This window comes from Ruegeria sp. ABD4_443 (assembly GCF_056160865.1).
In genome coordinates this window covers 105,219-121,701 of record NZ_JBSWYA010000008.1, presented here as the reverse complement: position 1 = coordinate 121,701, position 16,483 = coordinate 105,219, and the positions used below count along the sequence as shown (strand labels likewise).

The following is a 16,483-nucleotide window of genomic DNA, read 5'->3' as shown; positions in this document are numbered from 1 at the left end:
TCGCCTACTCCACCAACACGACCGACGGGTACCCGGCTTGTCGGAGCTGTTGGGTGATTGTCACGATGCGCTGAAGGTTCGCGCCATCCTTGCCGCGCAGGATAATCATATCATCCGGGGTCTGCATAAGGCCCGCCAGATCGGCGGCCAGGGTCTCCGTGCTCGTTCCATTCAGCGAAACCTCTGTCGGATAAACATCCACAAGACGGGGTGGCCCGGAATAGGCGCCGCCACCGCTTGCCAGCGGCAAGGGCATGACGGCGTCGGCCCCGAACCGCGATGCGAGCATGAAAAAGACCAGCAGCAAGAACACCACGTCGATCATCGGCGTGAGGCTGGGCTTGCGCCGCGGTCTGCGTGGCGGGGCGAATTGCATGGCCTATTCGGCAGCCAGCTTCAGCTGATCTGACGGCGCCGCCAGGAACAACCGCGTGGCGCCATCTTCGACGTCGCGGCGGATGCGTTCGATGACCGCTTCGAACCAGGTCAGCGCGGCAGAGGCGGGGATTGCAACGGCCATGCCTGCGGCCGTTGTCAAAAGCGCCTCCCAGATACCGCCTGCAAGCAGGGCAGGGTCGGCGCGGTTTCCGGCCTGCTGTAACGCCTGGAAGGCCGCGATCATGCCCAGAACCGTGCCCAACAACCCCAGCAAGGGTGCGATTGTCGCGATCAGTTCCAGGGCCCGTAGGCCGGTTCCGGCATTGCCGATCTCGCGTTTCGCTACGCGGGCGGTTTCTTCTCGGGCATGGTCGTCGGACATGGTGGTCATGGCCTTCAGCGCAGCAAAGACGACGACCGAGCGGATGCCGCGTCTGCCGTTCACGACCGCCAGCGCCGCGTCGCGCTTGCCGGCTTCGAACAAATCTACTGCACGTCCGGCCTGGCCCCGTGACCAGGCACCGATCAGGGCCAGCCGCCAGATCTTCCACAGGATCAGCGCCAGGGTCACCACCGAAAGCGCGGCGATGGCCCAAAGCGATGGGCCGCCATTCCCGAGGAACGCGGCGGCCTCCCAGGTGGCGTCCTGTGCCGCCAGGATCATGTCCTGTGGCACGTCCGCCGGGCTTTCCGTCAGGGGGGCGGGTTCGCCATTCCCGGTGGTCAGGTCGGGCGTTTCGAGTTCGAGGTCCGGCGCAGAGCTGTCCACGCGGTCCGGCGTCGCCAAGCCACCGTTCACAACCGGGGCGTCGGGCGCCGGGATGGCTGGCGCGTTGCTGGAAATGTCTGGCGCTGGCATGGCAGGGGACTGTGTCTCTTGTGCGGCCAGACCCGTTGGCAGCCCGAGAATCGCGACCAGTGCCAGCGACCTGATAATGGGCCAGGGTTTGGGTGCTGACCTTAGGCGCAAAGCCGGAGCCACGGAGGTGGTATTTGGTGGGCCATCTGAATGTCGCACAGCGCGAATTGGGGGCAGCATCATACCGACCTTTCCTGTCCTGCCGGCGCGGATCTTCGTCCGAACCTGCGTTTCGACCGATCGCGTTCGGATCAGCGATGATCCGACAGGCGACCTGTGCCGTGTTTGGCGTTTGGAGTTGCTGGCTGGACATGCGGCCCGATCATGCAGGTCAGGCGCAGGTCTTGCTGTGCGAATGTGAAAGACACATTGGCACAGCACCTAAAATTCCAGAGTGTTTTTGTCAATATATCTGTGCCCTGCGATGGGCAGCAATCGCAAGGGGCTGGTCAGCCTAACGGTCAGACAACGCGCAAGGCGGGCCGCCCGGTGTGGCGGTTCTGCCGCCCCAGACCAGATGGAAAGCGGTTGGCCAGGCCCAGACCAGCCTGGATGATATAGGGGTCGCGCCGCCCGTCCCCCAACCGGTCTGCCGCGTCGCGCGCGGCGGGGGCATTGTCGCGCCGCATATGGTGCAGCATCTGCATCAGGGACAATTCATCCGCGGTCATCACCTCGCGTTCGAAGGGACAAAGCGCGTCCTTGTAGCATATGCCCTCGGGGCGACAGTCCAGAACGGCTTTGACCACCTTATTGGTCAGATGCGCCAGGATCAGGCCATTCTCGATCCCCCAGCGTTCGACCGCGACCGAGTTGGCAAATTGCCACGACTGGCTTTCGGGGCTGTCATAGCAATTGAGGAAATGGCGGGCGACGGCCAAAAGCGAGACCTCGAAGTCGTCAAACCCATACGCATCCACGCGGAGTTCGGTCTTGGCCGATTGTTTCGGGCGGGCGGTCATGCTTTTCGTTTCCTCTGTTCGGGGGTGCCGACGGGAAGCCTGACCGCATTTGCGGGCAGGTCTTCATCGGCAACCGGCGCTTTCAGGGCAGGCGAGGCGGCCCGGCTGTGAAACCGCAGGTCGGCTTCGAACGCGGCACGCAGATCGGGCTTTAGCGCGACACCGAATTGCCTGGCCACGGCGTCGGTTGCCAACAGGTCTGTCAGGATCTTGCTCATTGGCATGTTGCCTTTCACAATTGCGAATTTCGCAGGGGTGCTGAGACTGTGCCAAAAGACAGTGCAGAAACAGCGTTACAATCTGTGTGAAGGCCGGGCGTGATCGGTGGATCTGACTGGGTGGCGCCTAATTGACAAAAATAATCAGGAATAGCAACCCGCGAATCCGCCAATCTGGCGCATATTGGCGGCCATAATCGCGCGCCCATCCCCTGCGCCGCGATTCGCCGGGCGTGCGCGACGCAAGCTTGGCGCAAGAAACTTGAGACATTGAACCACAGGCGGGCGGGTTGAATCTTGATTCAACATTGTATACGTCAGCATACAATTCGGCGGGCCTGGTTACCGGCGCGCCTCCCCTGAAACCGCAGTCGCAACATTATAGCCGGAATTTGCCATGAGCCTGTACAACGACTATCTCGCCGAGATCGAAACGCGCAAAGAGCAGGGGTTGCACCCCAAGCCGATTGATGACGCAGCCCTTGTCAGGGAAATCATCGCGCAGATCAAGGATGCCGATAACGCGCATCGCGAGGATTCGCTGTGGTATTTCATTTACAACACCCTGCCCGGTACAACCAGCGCAGCAGGCGAAAAGGCCAAGTTCCTCAAGGAAATCATCCTGGGAAGTTCCAAGGTTGAAGAGATCACGCCCGCTTTTGCGTTCGAACTGCTGTCGCACATGAAGGGCGGCCCCTCGGTCGAGGTTCTTCTGGACCTGGCGCTGGGCGATGATGCTGATATCGCCGCCCAGGCGGCAGACGTCCTCAAGACCCAGGTCTTTCTCTATGAGGCCGATACCGATCGGTTGGAAGAGGCGTTCAAGGCGGGCAACCCGGTGGCGCGCGACATTCTGGAAAGCTATGCCAAGGCCGAGTTCTTTACCAAACTTCCCGAGATTGACGAAGAGATCGAGGTCGTCACCTATATCGCCGCCGAAGGCGATATCTCGACCGACCTTCTGTCGCCCGGCGCCGAGGCGCATTCGCGCTCGGACCGTGAATTGCACGGCAAATGCATGATCTCGGCGCAGGCCCAGCAGGAAATTCAGGCGCTCAAGCTGCAGCACCCTGGCAAACGGGTGATGCTGATCGCCGAAAAAGGCACGATGGGTGTCGGGTCGTCGCGGATGTCGGGCGTCAACAACGTGGCCTTGTGGACGGGCAAGCAGGCATCGCCTTACGTTCCCTTTGTGAACTATGCCCCGATCGTTGCGGGCACCAACGGGATTTCGCCGATCTTTCTGACTACCGTGGGCGTGACCGGCGGTATCGGTCTGGACCTCAAGAACTGGGTCAAAAAGCTGGATGCGGATGGCAATCCGGTCGTCAACAATGACGGCAACGCGGTTCTGGAAGAGAAATACTCGGTCGAAACCGGCACCGTGCTGAAGATCAACACCAAGTCCCACAAGCTGCTCAGCGAAGAGGGCGAGGAACTGGTGGATGTGTCGTCGTCCTTTACGCCGCAAAAGGCGGAATTCATGAAGGCTGGCGGTTCCTACGCGATTGTCTTTGGCAAGAAGCTGCAGACATTTGCCGCCGAAACCCTTGGCGTCGAGGCGCCTTTGGTCTTCGCTCCGTCCAAGGAAGTCAGCCACGAAGGTCAGGGCCTGACCGCAGTCGAAAAGATCTTCAACCGCAATGCCAAGGGAACAACGCCTGGCAAGGTGCTTCATGCAGGGTCCGATGTGCGGGTTGCCGTGAACATCGTCGGGTCGCAGGACACCACCGGCCTGATGACAAGCCAGGAACTGGAAGCCATGGCCGCGACCATCTTGTCGCCCAGCGTTGATGGCGCCTATCAGTCCGGCTGCCACACGGCGTCGGTCTGGGATGCCAAGGCACAGGCCAACACGCCGCGCCTGATGAAGTTCATGAACGACTTTGGGCTGGTGACGGCCCGCGACCCCAAGGGCGTCTATCATTCGATGACCGACGTCATCCACAAGGTGCTTAACGACATCACCGTAAGCGACTGGGACATCATTATCGGTGGCGACAGCCATACGCGTATGTCCAAAGGCGTGGCTTTCGGGGCGGATTCGGGCACCGTCGCGCTGGCGCTGGCGACGGGTGAGGCTTCGATGCCGGTCCCGGAATCGGTCAAGGTTACCTTCAAGGGCAAAATGGCCGATCACCTTGATTTCCGCGATGTTGTTCACTCGACCCAAAAGCAGATGCTGGAACAGCATGGCGACAACGTCTTTCAGGGCCGCGTGATCGAGGTGCATATCGGCACATTGCTGGCCGACCAGGCCTTTACCTTTACGGACTGGACCGCCGAGATGAAGGCCAAGGCGTCGATCTGTATTTCGAATGACGATACGCTGATCGAGTCGCTGGAATTGGCCAAGCACCGCATTCAGATCATGATCGAAAAGGGGATGGAGCATGAAAACGGCATGCTGCAGAAACTGATCGACAAGGCCGACAAACGCATTGCCGAGATCAAGTCGGGGGATGCACCCGCGTTGACGCCGGATGCGAATGCCGAGTATTTCGCCGAGGTTGTCGTCGACCTGGACGCGATTGACGAGCCGATGATCGCGGACCCCGACGTCAACAATGCCGACGTTTCCAAGCGGTATACCCATGACACGATCCGCCCGGTTTCCTTCTACAAGGCCGAAAAGAAAGTGGATCTGGGCTTTGTCGGCTCTTGCATGGTTCACAAGGGGGACATCAAGATCGTCGCCCAGATGCTGAAGAACCTGGAAAAGGCGCAAGGCAAGGTCGAGTTCAAGGCACCTCTGGTTGTGGCCGCGCCAACTTACAACATCATCGACGAGCTCAAGGAAGAAGGCGACTGGGAGATCCTGGAACGGTATTCCGGGTTCGAGTTCGACGACATCTTCCCCAAAAGCCAGGCGCGCACCGAGTATGAGAATATACTCTATCTCGAACGTCCGGGGTGTAACCTGTGCATGGGCAACCAGGAAAAGGCAGCCAAGGGGGACACCGTCCTGGCGACCTCGACCCGTCTGTTCCAAGGCCGCGTCGTCGGAGATTCGGCCGAGAAGAAAGGCGAGTCGCTTTTGGCCTCGACCCCGGTCGTGGTACTGTCCGCGATCCTCGGGCGCACGCCAGAGATTGACGAGTACAAAGTTGCCGTCGAAGGGATCGACCTGACAAGGTTTGCACCCCCGCTGGCCGTCCCGGCAACAACGCGTTCGGCGCATTTCTGACCCCAAACAGAAACTGACCAAAATTGCGGGGCGGTTCGATCATCCAGGATCGGGCCGCCCTGTTTCGTTGGCAGGGGTCAACCCGGGCCACGCCAACCTCGCTGCACGCCAAGTAGCCCCTGCCAGAAAAGCCCGGCCGCCGGTTTGAATGGGCAGAAATGCCGCCGCAATCCGTCACTACAGCCACCAGGGCAGATGTTTGATTCGCAATAATCTGGGAAAGATGGCTGGGGTGGTAGGATTCGAACCTACGATACACGGTACCAAAAACCGCTGCCTTACCACTTGGCTACACCCCAACGGTGAGCGGCTATCTACGACTGTTGCTATCGGGGTTCAAGAGGATTTCCGCAAAAAATGTGGGCGGGCAACCATTATTTTTTCACCGGCCCCGGTGCCTTTGAAAACCGGTCGCCTTGATGCGCTGACAGGCCTGTGCGCCCCGCTAATCGCCCCTGGTGATGCGTGGGCATGATCCCTCGGGCGCGTCAGGTCAGGTGACTGGATGCGCGATGGCCAAGCAAAGCTGTTTGCGGTCCGTCAGACCTGCGCATTGCTCTGGCTGAGTGGTCGATGTCGGCCCGAGGCCGCGCCTTGCGCGAAAACGCGGGCAAATTCGTGACACCTCGGATTCGTCGGCGCCGCAAGCCTGCCTGGCCGCGCCGCAGCCCCGGCCTTGGGCCTATTCGCGGATTTCGGAAGGCTCGACGCCCCACAGGTTCGATTTGAGCGTCCAGCCCTTGTACCCACCGGCCGAGATGCGGCACCAATCCGGGGTGCAGCTTCCCAACCGGGCCACTACGCCGGTTTCGAAATGGGCGTTGATTTGCGATTTGGGGTCCGGGCTGGCGAAAACCGGCAGCATATCCGATTCAATCAGGACCGTGCGCACCCCGGACAACAAGGCATAGTGGACCCAGCCCCCGGCGCCGTCGCGATCCTGGACCTTGCGCCAATTGCCGTATTCGGCCGTGACCTGCAACGGCATACCGCGCCGCTTGAAAACCCAATCAATACGATGCGTCAGCGACGGGCCGCGCCGGACATTGCCCTCGGCCGCTTTCATCGAGACATAACGGGGCAAGGGCAGGTTCGTGACGGATCCGCGTTTTTCCTCGGCCAGCGCCGGCAGGCTGGCGGCCGCGGTGCAGACCACGACCAGAACCGCCGTAACCCGGCGTATTACCGAAATTTGCGCGCGCACTGCCTGACTGCTCTTACGTGTTGTTGATCGTGTTGCAAAAAAAGGTTGAGTCAATGCCCATGGGGTTCTTGTGCCCCGGCTGATCCTGCGCCACGATGCCATGGCGCGCGGATGTTTGCAAAGTGGTAGGAGGGCAGAGGTGCCAAGAGAACGTCTGAGTGTTGTTGTAACGCGACGGTTGCCCGAAGCAGTGGAAACCCGGTTGAGCGAGCTGTTCAACGTGCAGTTGCGAGACGATGACGCCCCCATGACCCGGGAAGAACTGGTTGCTGCCGCGCAAACAGCGGATGTGCTGGTTCCCACCGTGACGGACACCATTGATGCGGGTATTTTGGGCCAGGCCGGAGAAAACCTGCGTCTGATTGCCAATTACGGCGCGGGCGTCGACAATATCGATGTGGCGACGGCCCGGCAAAGGGGCATTCTGGTCTCGAACACGCCCGGCGTTCTGACTGATGACACGGCCGATATGACGATGGCGCTGATCCTGGCCGTGACCCGCCGAATCCCCGAGGGCCTGGGCATCATGCAAAAAGGTGACTGGGGCGGTTGGGCGCCCACGGCCCTGCTTGGGGGCCGCATCGGCGGTCGGCGTCTGGGCATTCTGGGAATGGGCCGTATCGGCCAGGCGGTGGCACGCCGGGCCAAGGCTTTTGGCATGCAGATACACTATCACAACCGCCGCCGCCTGCGGCCCGAGGTCGAAGAAGAGCTGGAAGCCACCTATTGGGACAGCCTGGATCAGATGGTGGCGCGGATGGACGTGATTTCGGTCAATTGCCCCTCGACCCCGTCAAGTTTCCACCTGATGAACGCCCGCCGGCTAAAGCTCATGAAACCGTCGGCGGTTATCGTGAACACGTCGCGAGGTGAAGTTGTCGATGAAAACGCGCTGACCCGGATGATCCGCGCAGGCGATATCGCCGGGGCCGGTCTGGACGTTTACGAACATGGCACCGACGTAAACCCGCGCTTGCGCCAATTGCCCAACGTCGTGCTGTTGCCGCATATGGGCTCGGCCACGCTGGAAGGCCGGATCGAGATGGGCGAAAAGGTCATCATCAATATCCGAACCTTCGAAGACGGTCACCGTCCACCGGATCAGGTCGTTCCCGCCATGCTTTAACCGCTCAGGCAGGCCCCGGTCAGCGACAGGGGTGCGATGGGTGGCCTGCGGGATTGTTTCCCGGCCGCGCGCCTTTTAAGCAGGCAGGAACAGTCTCGCGGTTGCGCGCGGGTAAGGGAGGCTCGAAAAAATGGTTCAGAATTCTGTCCTGCCGCGAAATGAAATCGGCATAGAGACCGCGATTGGTATCCTCAGGCAACGGTTTGCGGATCGCCTGCAAACCGGCCAATCAATTCGCGAGCAACATGGCCACACCACGACCTGGATCGAAAACCAGGCCCCGGACGCGGTTGTCTTTCCCGATACCACGCAGGACGTATCCGAAATCGTAACCATTTGCGCGGCGCATAATGCCCCGATCATCCCGTTCGGCACGGGCACGTCGCTGGAAGGGCATGTCAACGCACCCGCTGGCGGCATTTCGCTGGATCTTGGCCGGATGAACCGTGTTCTGGCCGTCAACCCGGACGACCTGGATTGCGTCGTCCAACCCGGCGTGACGCGCGAAGACCTCAACACCCACCTGCGCGACCAGGGCCTGTTCTTTCCCATCGACCCGGGCGCGAATGCCTCGCTGGGCGGGATGGCCGCGACGCGGGCGTCAGGGACCAACGCCGTGCGTTATGGCACAATGAAGGACAATGTGCTCAGCCTCGAAGCGGTCATGCCGGACGGCCAGATCATCCGCACCGGGCACCGCGCCAAGAAGTCATCGGCCGGATACGACCTGACCCGGCTTCTTGTCGGGGCCGAAGGGACGCTGGGCGTGATCACCGAACTGACCCTGCGTCTGCATGGCATCCCCGAGGCGATCACCTCGGCCCGATGCTCTTTCCCGTCAGTGGATGCCGCCTGCCGCGCGGTGATGATGACGATACAATACGGCATTCCGGTTGCCCGGATCGAATTGCTGGACGAACTGTCGGTCCGCGCCGCCAACGCATATTCCGGCCTTGCCTTGCCGGAAACCCCGCTGTTGCTGCTTGAGTTTCACGGCTCCGACACCGGCGCTGCCGAGCAGGCGGAAACCTTCGGGCAGATCGCCGAGGACTTTGGCGGTTCGGATTTCGCCGCCACCTCGACGATGGAAGAGCGTAACAAGCTGTGGCAGGCGCGCCACGACATGTATTGGGCCTGCCTGCAATTGCGCCCGGGCGCGCAAGGGATTTCAACGGATGTCTGCGTTCCGATTTCGCGGCTGGCCGAATGCGTGACCTCAGCCCAGGCCAAATCGGCCGAAATCGGCCTTGTCGCACCCATTGTGGGCCATGTGGGCGACGGAAATTTCCACGCACTGCTGTTGATTGACAACAATAACCCGCAAGAGGTCGCCCGCGCCGAGGCCTTTGTCGGATGGTTGAACGATCTTGCCATCTCGATGGACGGCACCTGCACGGGCGAACATGGCATCGGACAGGGCAAACGCCCCTATCTGGCCAAGGAACTCGGCTCTGCCACGACCTACATGGCGGCCATCAAGGCGGCTCTGGATCCCCAGAACATCATGAACCCTGGCAAGATCTTCTGACCAAACCGCCGCTTCGCCTTTTCCCAAATACTCAAAATCCACGGTCACGGCCCGATGCGCGCTTTGTTGAACGCGCCCAAGGTCGGTTTTGTCCACTTTTGCGTCGGATGGACTTGGCGGATGATGCCGCCTTTCGGCATAAACCTTGCCAAACAGACTCATTCCGGAGAACGGGCCAATGAAAACCCAAGTCAAAGCACTGGTCGTCGGCGGCGGTGCCGTCGGCACCTCGATTGCCTACCATCTGGCCAAAGCTGGCTGGGACGATGTGATGCTGATCGAACGGGATGAGCTGACCTCCGGCTCGACCTGGCACGCGGCTGGCCTGCTGCCGCTGTTCAACATGTCTTATGCCACGACCCACATCCACAAATACTCGGTCGATTTCTACAAAACGCTCGAGGAAGAAACCGGCCTGAACGCGGGCTTTGCCGTGGTCGGCAACCTGCGCATGGCGCAGACGCAAGAGCGTATGGATGAATATATGCTCTATGCGTCCACGGCAGAAACCTGCGACGTCAAATACGAATGGCTGACGCCCGACCAGATCAAGGAACGCTGGCCGCTGATCGAAACAGGCGATCTGAAAGGTGCGATCTATCACACCGAGGATGGCTATATTAACCCCGCCGACGTGACGCAGGCGATGGCCAAAGGGGCCCGTCAGCGCGGCGTCGACATCGTCCGCAAGATGCAGGCCGATGCCTTCCACTGGACCGGCACGCATTGGGAAGTCACCTGCACCAGGATGGTCGAAAAAGGCGGCAACCTGGTTCCATCGGATGAACAGGTCGTCATCACCGCCGAGCATGTCGTGACCGCCTCGGGAAACCATGCGCAGCGCACCGCCAAGATGCTGGGCATCAAGATGCCCGCCATCCCGGTCGAACACACGTTCATCGTCATGGACAAGGACCCCGAACTGGTCAAATGGCGCGAAGCGGGCAACCCCGAACACCCTGTTGTGCGGGACGCTGACAACGAATCCTACGCGCGCGAAGAACGCGGCGGCTGGATTTTGGGGATCTACGAACATGGCGCGCCTGCGCAGTTCGAACATGGCGTGCCCGACAGCTTCCGCGCCGACCTGTTCCCGCTGGATCTGGACCGCATTGCCGAGCAATACATGGCAATGGCCGAGCGGGTCCCCTCCTGCGCCGACTCTGGCCTCAAGGACGATTTCAACGGCCCGATCTGCTATACCCCCGACGGCAACCCGCTGGTTGGTCCGGCTCCGGGCCTGCGCAACATGTGGCTGGCCGAAGGCTTCTCGTTCGGCATCACCGCCGCAGGCGGCACCGGCTATTACCTGGCGCAGATGATGGTCGACGGCGAAGCCGAGATCGACATGGCCTCGCTGGACCCCAAGCGGTACTCGTCCAACTGGATGACCACCGAGTTCGCGGCCCGCAAGAACGAAGAGTGCTATGAGCACGTCTACATCCTACACCACCCGGATGAAGAACGTGAAGCCTGCCGCCCGCTGCGGACCGTTCCGGCCTATGACCGTCAGAAAGCCCGCGGCGCGCAGTTCGGCTGGGTCAATGGCTGGGAACGTCCGAACTATTTCGGCCCCGTGGACGCACCGGACAATTTCGACAAGGAAAGCCGCAGCTTCCGCCGTGGTGGCTGGTGGCAATACGCCGTCCAAGAGGCCAAGGCGATCCGTAACGGCGTTGGCCTGATCGACGCGTCGGCCTTTACCAAGCATGTCGTCAAAGGCCCCGGAGCGACGCAATTCCTGGATTGGTTCACCTGCAACAAACTGCCCAAGGTCGGTCGCATCAACCTGACCTATGCGCTGACCTCGCACGGCACCACGCGCACCGAATACACCATCGTCCGCAATGGCGAGAACAGCTATTACATCGTGTCCGCCGGTGCCTGGACCGAGTATGACGCCGACTATCTGCGCAAGGCGGCCGAGGACAAGATGGAGGAGTTCGGCTATATCGAGATCCAGGACGTGACCACCCAGTGGGGCGTCTTCGCCATCGCCGGACCCAAGTCGCGCGACGTTCTGAAAGAGGTCATCAAGGACGCCGATCCGGAAACCGCACTGTCCAACAAGCGCTTCCCGTGGCTGTCGGCCCGTCAGATCGAGTTGGGCATGTGCCCGGTCAACGCGATCCGTGTGGCCTATACCGGTGAGCTGGGTTGGGAACTGCACCATCCCGTAGAGATGCAGAACTACCTGTTCGACCTGCTGGAAAAGGCGGGTGAGAAGCACGGAATGAAACTGGTCGGCGCCCGCGCCCAGAACTGGCTGCGTCAGGAGAAGTCCTATCGCGCCTTCGGCACCGAACTGGGCCGTGACGCGACCCCGCTTGAGGCTGACCTGCCGCGCTTTGTCGACCTGTCCAAGGATTTCTATGGCAAGGCCAAGCTGGAAGAGACCGGTGTGCGCGTCAAATGCTGCACTCTGCTGATCGACGGACCGGAAGACGCCGATCCGTGGGGCCGCGAGGCGCTGTATACGCCGGAAGGCGCGCGTGTCGGTCGTCTGACCTCGGGCGGCTACTCGGTCGCCTTCGAGAAATCCATCGGCATGGGCTATGTGAAGCCCGAACTGGCGGTCGAGGGCACCAAGCTGCAGGTCAAGATACAGGACAAGCTGTGGGATGCGGTCGTCACGTGCGACAGCCCCTATGATCCCAAGAACGAGACTATCCGCAAGGACGGCTGATCTAACGAAAAGGTCCCGGAGATGTTCGGGACCTTTTCTTTTTCAGGTGATCACGCGCTGAGTTCGTCGAAACATTCAAGCGCCTTGGCCGCGTACATCATGGACGGACCGCCACCCATCTGGATGGCCATCGCCAACACGTCCGACAGCTCTTCTCGTGAGGCACCCGCCTTGATCAGCGCCTCGGTATGCAACGAGATGCAAGGCTCGCACCGGACCGCAACCGAGATGCCAAGGGCAACGAACTCTTTGGTTTTGTAATCCAGCGTACCGCCTTCCTTGACCGATTTCCCCAATGCGCCAAATGCGCGCGCGGTATCGGGTATGGCCGCGTTGAGATTGCGCAGCCCTTTGCGCGTGGACGAAAGCCTGTCTTTCCAACTCATGTGGTGGTTCCTCTGTCATATACTGTTTTCAGAATATGACCTGAGGAGTGCCAAAACCTTGATCCTGATCAGGTGGCCGGGGTTTCGGCCACAAAAGCCAGGTTGTTTGCAGGCATTTCCTGAACCAGTGTCAGCGTCATGCCGCAATCCTGGATAAGATCGGCAATATCGGCGTCATTCTTGTACCCGATCTCGGCATCCTGGCCGACCAAGGCTTCGTGAAACTGCTTGTCGCCAGCGCTGGTCAGCGCTCCGTTGCGTTTGAACGGACCATACAGCACAAACCGGCCACCTGGTCCCAGAGCGTGGCCGATCTCGGCGATACTCTGTTCGGCTTCGCGCCAACTGATCAGGTGAAGCAGGTTTATCAGAATGATAAGATCCTGCCCGCCAAACGCGGCATGCCACCCCGGCGCCGTTGCATCAAGCGCGGCGGCGGGGGCCACGTTGGGCAGGTCGCGCGTATAGGCATCGATGCTGGCCCGTCGCGCCGGATCGACCTCGGTGGGTTGCCAATGCAGGCCGGGCAACGCCTGTGCAAAAGCCGCCACATGCTGCCCCGAGCCGCTGGCGATTTCCAATGCACGGCCGGTGGTTGGCGCAACGCGGGTCAACAGGGCGCAGATCACGTCGGCATTGCGGGTTGCGGTAGGCGCAACAAGCTTGTCGCCCTCAGCTTGGTGAGCGACACTGGCGGTTGGTGGCAGCGACCTTTTGGTCATCGGAAAAACCGGGCCGGATCAAGCGCGGCAATCGTGGCCGCGTCCAGTTCACTGGGTTGCCCGGCGACCAAATCGGCAACCAGTTGCCCGGCTGCGGGTGCGGTCTGGAACCCATAGCCGCCTTGCCCCGCAACCCAGACAAAGCTGGGATCGGACGGATCGGGGCCCAGCGCCAGGGTTCCGTCCGGCGCAAAGCTGCGCAATCCGGCCCAGGAAACCTCGACCCGGCGGACGGGGTCGGTGACCATTTCTTCGTACCGCGCCAGGCCTTCGGCAAGAACCATGTCGTCGGCATAGGCGTCATGCGGGGTGACCGGGTCCGTTTCGCAGGGCGAAACCAAGAGTTTTCCGGCGTCAGGCTTTGCATACCAGGTTTCGCCCGCGCCCAGCATCATCGGCCAGGAACTGACATCGTGACCGCCGGGCGCCGGGATGCGGGCCATCGACCTGCGGCACGGCGAAATGCCCAGCGGATGCAGGCCTGCCAGCGTGGCAACCTCGTCCGCCCAGGCCCCGGCTGCGTTGACCAGCGTCCGGGCCTCGAACGAGCGGTCAGTTTGCACTGTCCACCCGGACGCCTTGCGGATTTCCGTCACCCGCTGGCCCGTCAGGACAGTTCCGCCATTGGACCGGATGGCACGGGCAAAACCCTGCAACATAAGGTCCGTATCTATGTCATGGGCATTGTCACTGATGGCCGCGTGGCCAACCGATTTGGCATCCAGTACCGGAACGCGGTCTATGGCATCAAGCGGCGAAATCTCGTCCAGCGCAAGCTCTGCAAGGTCCGCGCGGAACAGGTCAGTCTGCGATGGCTTGGCCACAAGCATCAACCCCCGCGGGGTCAGGTAACTGTTGGATGCCAAGTATGGCTTGCTGGCGCGGTTCAAGGATACAACGGATGGCGGTCCATACCCTTCCTCGAACAGCGCGGCCGACCGGCCGGATGCATGAAACCCGATCGCATGCTCGGACTCCAGCACGGTGACGGTTCCGTGCTGCGAAAGGCGCGCCCCGGCGCTGAGCCCAGCGACGCCTGCGCCGATGACCAGAAAGTCGATCATGCCTGTTCCTCAAGCCTGTCCGTAGCAGGCGGAGGGGTCATGCTCAGGCCCGTGATCCGGTCGTACAGCTCTGACGAAAGGGGGTGGCTCATGGCGGCCAGCGATGGCGCAAGCTGCTCAGCCGACCGCGCCGAGATGATCGGAACCGGCGCAAACCGACTGGCCGCGACCCAGGCAACGGCCAGCGTGGCCGCGTCCTGACCCAGCTCATCAGCCAGGGTGCCAAGGGCATCCGCGGTTTCTGCCATCCAGCCTGCGCCGTACCGCGCGCCATAGCGGCTGTCTTCTTTCAACCGGCCCTGACCGCCTGTGGCATATTTCCCGGTCAGCAGCCCGCCCCCCAATGGCGAATAGGTTGCAGCCAGAATGTTCTGGTCCTGGCACATTGGCAGGATTTCAACCTCGGCTTGCCGTTTCACGAGGTTGTACATCGGTTGCATCACGTCGATGTTCAGATCGAATTCGGCGGCCACGCGAATTGCCTTCATGACTTGCCAGGCCGCGAAATTGGACAGGCCGACATAGCGTATTTTGCCGTCCCGCTTCAGGTTGGCGAGACACTCAAAAGTCTCGGACAATTTGGTATCGGGGTCAAACCGGTGCAGGTAAAGGATGTCGACCATGTCCAGCTGCAGCCGCGTGCGGGATATGTCGAATTGTTGCCTGATATTGGCGTCCCCAGCGCCGCCGACATACCCCACCTTGGTGGCAATCAGCAGCGTCTCGCGCTCGGGGGCGACCATCTGCCCCAGCAACGTTTCCGAAGCCCCGTCGGTATAAAGATAGGCCGTGTCGAAATGGGTAATGCCTGCCGCGCGACATGACGCGTACATGGCCTTGCTTTGGTCCGGGGTTGCCCGGCCTCCGAACTGCATCGCGCCAAATGCAAATTGGCTGGCGGCCGTTCCATTCACTGTTTCAAGTAATCGAGTCATGGGCCGAGACTGACATGCAAACTGGTCTTCGAAAACCCCGCTTGCAATCCTTTGGCCACTGTCGGCACGTCCTGCTGCCCGTTCTGGTTCTGAACGAAAAAGGCCCGCCAATGCGGCGGGCCTTTGTGGTGTGCGGTGTCAGCAGCGGTTACTGCGGAATCTCGCCTTCCAGGCCTTCGACGTAAAAGTTCATTCCGGCCAGGGTGCCGTCATCGGCCACTTCGCCGTCAGCCAGCCAATCGCTGCCGTCCTGCTTTTTCAGCGGGCCGGTGAACGGGTGGTAATCACCAGCGGCCATGGCCGCCTTCATCGCCAGCGCTTCTTCCTTGACGTCCGCCGGTACGGCGTCCGAAATCTCGCCAATCTCGACCATGCCCTGCGCGATGCCGTCCCAGGTGTTCACGGTTGCCCAGGAACCATCCATCACAGCCTGGGTGCGGGCGATATAATAGGGCGCCCAGTTGTCGATGATCGAACTGACACGCGGGAACGGGGCGTATTCGCTCATGTCCGAGGCCTGACCGAAGGTCACGACATTGCCCGCCTCTTGCGCTGCGGCCTGGGGCGCGGTCGAGTCGGTGTGTTGCAGGATCACGTCTGCACCCTGTTCGATCAGCACGGTGGCGGCGTCAGCCTCTTTCGCGGGGTCAAACCAGGTATAGGCCCAGACGATCTTGAACTCGACATCCGGGTTTACTTTCTTGGCGTGGATATAGGCCGAGTTGATGCCGCGGATCACTTCGGGGATCGGGTAGGACCCGATATAGCCGATGATGTTCGACTTGGTCATTTTACCGGCGATGTGCCCCTGAACGGCGCGGCCTTCATAGAAGCGGGCCGAATAGACCGAGACGTTGTCGGCGGTTTTGTAGCCAGTCGCGTGCTCGAACTTCACGTCCGGGAATTTCTTGGCCACGTTGATCGTCGGGTCCATATAGCCGAACGAGGTGGTAAAGATCAGGTCAGCGCCTTCCAGCGCCATCTGGGTCATCACGCGTTCAGCATCCGGGCCTTCGGGTACGGATTCGACAAAGACGGTTTCTACCTTGTCGCCAAAATGCTCTTCGACTGCCAGGCGGCCCTTGTTGTGTTCATAGGTCCAGCCGCCGTCGCCCACGGGGCCGACATAGATAAAACCGACCTTTGTCTTGTCTTCGGCCACGGCCCCCGAGGCCAGGCCCAGCGCCATGGCGGCACTTGCCAGAAGTGTTGTGAATTTCATGTGGTT

At 61.1% G+C, this 16,483-nt stretch carries 14 protein-coding genes and 1 tRNA gene; 4 read left to right on the top strand and 11 right to left on the bottom strand.

Annotation, left to right across the window (positions count from 1 at the left end; genetic code table 11):
• Window positions 1–4: 4 nt before the first annotated feature.
• The 4 genes from ACXAG8_RS15360 to ACXAG8_RS15345 form a co-directional block, all read right to left on the bottom strand.
• Entirely contained in the window at window positions 5–376 is a 372-nt protein-coding gene (locus ACXAG8_RS15360; protein ID WP_475228060.1) for an ExbD/TolR family protein, read from the bottom strand.
• A gap of 3 nt (window positions 377–379) precedes the next feature.
• Window positions 380–1,237, bottom strand: coding sequence for a MotA/TolQ/ExbB proton channel family protein (locus ACXAG8_RS15355; protein ID WP_475228056.1), 858 nt, complete (start codon window positions 1,235–1,237; stop codon window positions 380–382).
• Window positions 1,238–1,698: 461 nt separating this feature from the next.
• The gene (locus ACXAG8_RS15350; RefSeq protein WP_475228048.1) at window positions 1,699–2,199 is read right to left on the bottom strand and encodes a hypothetical protein; all 501 of its coding nucleotides are present in this window, start codon (window positions 2,197–2,199) and stop codon (window positions 1,699–1,701) included.
• Window positions 2,196–2,417 carry a hypothetical protein gene (locus ACXAG8_RS15345; RefSeq protein ID WP_475228042.1) on the bottom strand — a complete coding sequence of 74 codons (222 nt, stop codon included), beginning with the start codon at window positions 2,415–2,417 and terminating at the stop codon, window positions 2,196–2,198. Before ACXAG8_RS15345 ends, ACXAG8_RS15350 begins: the two co-directional genes overlap by 4 nt.
• A 397-nt stretch (window positions 2,418–2,814) precedes the next feature.
• On the opposite strand from ACXAG8_RS15345, the gene ACXAG8_RS15340 reads away from it, so the two are divergent.
• Window positions 2,815–5,604, top strand: a complete 2,790-nt coding sequence (locus ACXAG8_RS15340) for a bifunctional aconitate hydratase 2/2-methylisocitrate dehydratase (protein ID WP_475228035.1) — start codon at window positions 2,815–2,817, stop codon at window positions 5,602–5,604.
• A 224-nt stretch (window positions 5,605–5,828) separates the two neighbouring features.
• Here ACXAG8_RS15340 and ACXAG8_RS15335 read toward each other — a convergent pair.
• A tRNA-Gln gene (locus tag ACXAG8_RS15335) sits at window positions 5,829–5,903 on the bottom strand.
• Window positions 5,904–6,286: 383 nt separating this feature from the next.
• On the bottom strand, window positions 6,287–6,766 hold the full coding sequence (locus tag ACXAG8_RS15330; RefSeq protein ID WP_475228221.1) for an SH3 domain-containing protein: 480 nt from the start codon (window positions 6,764–6,766) through the stop codon (window positions 6,287–6,289).
• Between the two features lie 181 nt (window positions 6,767–6,947).
• On the opposite strand from ACXAG8_RS15330, the gene ACXAG8_RS15325 reads away from it, so the two are divergent.
• From ACXAG8_RS15325 to ACXAG8_RS15315, 3 genes are all read left to right on the top strand, one after another.
• A complete protein-coding gene (locus ACXAG8_RS15325) occupies window positions 6,948–7,934 on the top strand; it encodes a 2-hydroxyacid dehydrogenase (RefSeq protein ID WP_475228027.1) in 987 nt (328 codons plus the stop codon).
• A 130-nt stretch (window positions 7,935–8,064) separates the two neighbouring features.
• On the top strand, window positions 8,065–9,462 hold the full coding sequence (locus ACXAG8_RS15320) for an FAD-binding oxidoreductase (RefSeq protein WP_475228022.1): 1,398 nt from the start codon (window positions 8,065–8,067) through the stop codon (window positions 9,460–9,462).
• A 178-nt stretch (window positions 9,463–9,640) separates the two neighbouring features.
• Complete coding sequence (locus tag ACXAG8_RS15315; protein ID WP_475228021.1) at window positions 9,641–12,148, top strand: GcvT family protein; 2,508 nt, start codon at window positions 9,641–9,643, stop codon at window positions 12,146–12,148.
• Between the two features lie 50 nt (window positions 12,149–12,198).
• Here ACXAG8_RS15315 and ACXAG8_RS15310 read toward each other — a convergent pair whose 3' ends face one another.
• The 5 genes from ACXAG8_RS15310 to ACXAG8_RS15290 all read right to left on the bottom strand — a co-directional run bounded on the left by ACXAG8_RS15310 (window position 12,199) and on the right by ACXAG8_RS15290 (window position 16,477).
• On the bottom strand, window positions 12,199–12,534 hold the full coding sequence (locus ACXAG8_RS15310) for a carboxymuconolactone decarboxylase family protein (protein WP_475228018.1): 336 nt from the start codon (window positions 12,532–12,534) through the stop codon (window positions 12,199–12,201).
• A gap of 68 nt (window positions 12,535–12,602) precedes the next feature.
• A complete protein-coding gene (locus ACXAG8_RS15305; RefSeq protein ID WP_475228011.1) occupies window positions 12,603–13,256 on the bottom strand; it encodes a DUF938 domain-containing protein in 654 nt (217 codons plus the stop codon).
• Window positions 13,253–14,320 (bottom strand): NAD(P)/FAD-dependent oxidoreductase, encoded by a 1,068-nt coding sequence (locus ACXAG8_RS15300; RefSeq protein WP_475228006.1) that lies wholly within the window; start codon window positions 14,318–14,320, stop codon window positions 13,253–13,255. The genes ACXAG8_RS15305 and ACXAG8_RS15300 overlap by 4 nt, the downstream gene beginning before the upstream one ends.
• Window positions 14,317–15,255, bottom strand: coding sequence for an aldo/keto reductase (locus ACXAG8_RS15295; protein ID WP_475228001.1), 939 nt, complete (start codon window positions 15,253–15,255; stop codon window positions 14,317–14,319). The genes ACXAG8_RS15300 and ACXAG8_RS15295 overlap by 4 nt, the downstream gene beginning before the upstream one ends.
• A gap of 148 nt (window positions 15,256–15,403) precedes the next feature.
• Window positions 15,404–16,477, bottom strand: coding sequence for a BMP family ABC transporter substrate-binding protein (locus ACXAG8_RS15290; protein ID WP_475227996.1), 1,074 nt, complete (start codon window positions 16,475–16,477; stop codon window positions 15,404–15,406).
• Between the last annotated feature and the right edge of the window lie 6 nt (window positions 16,478–16,483).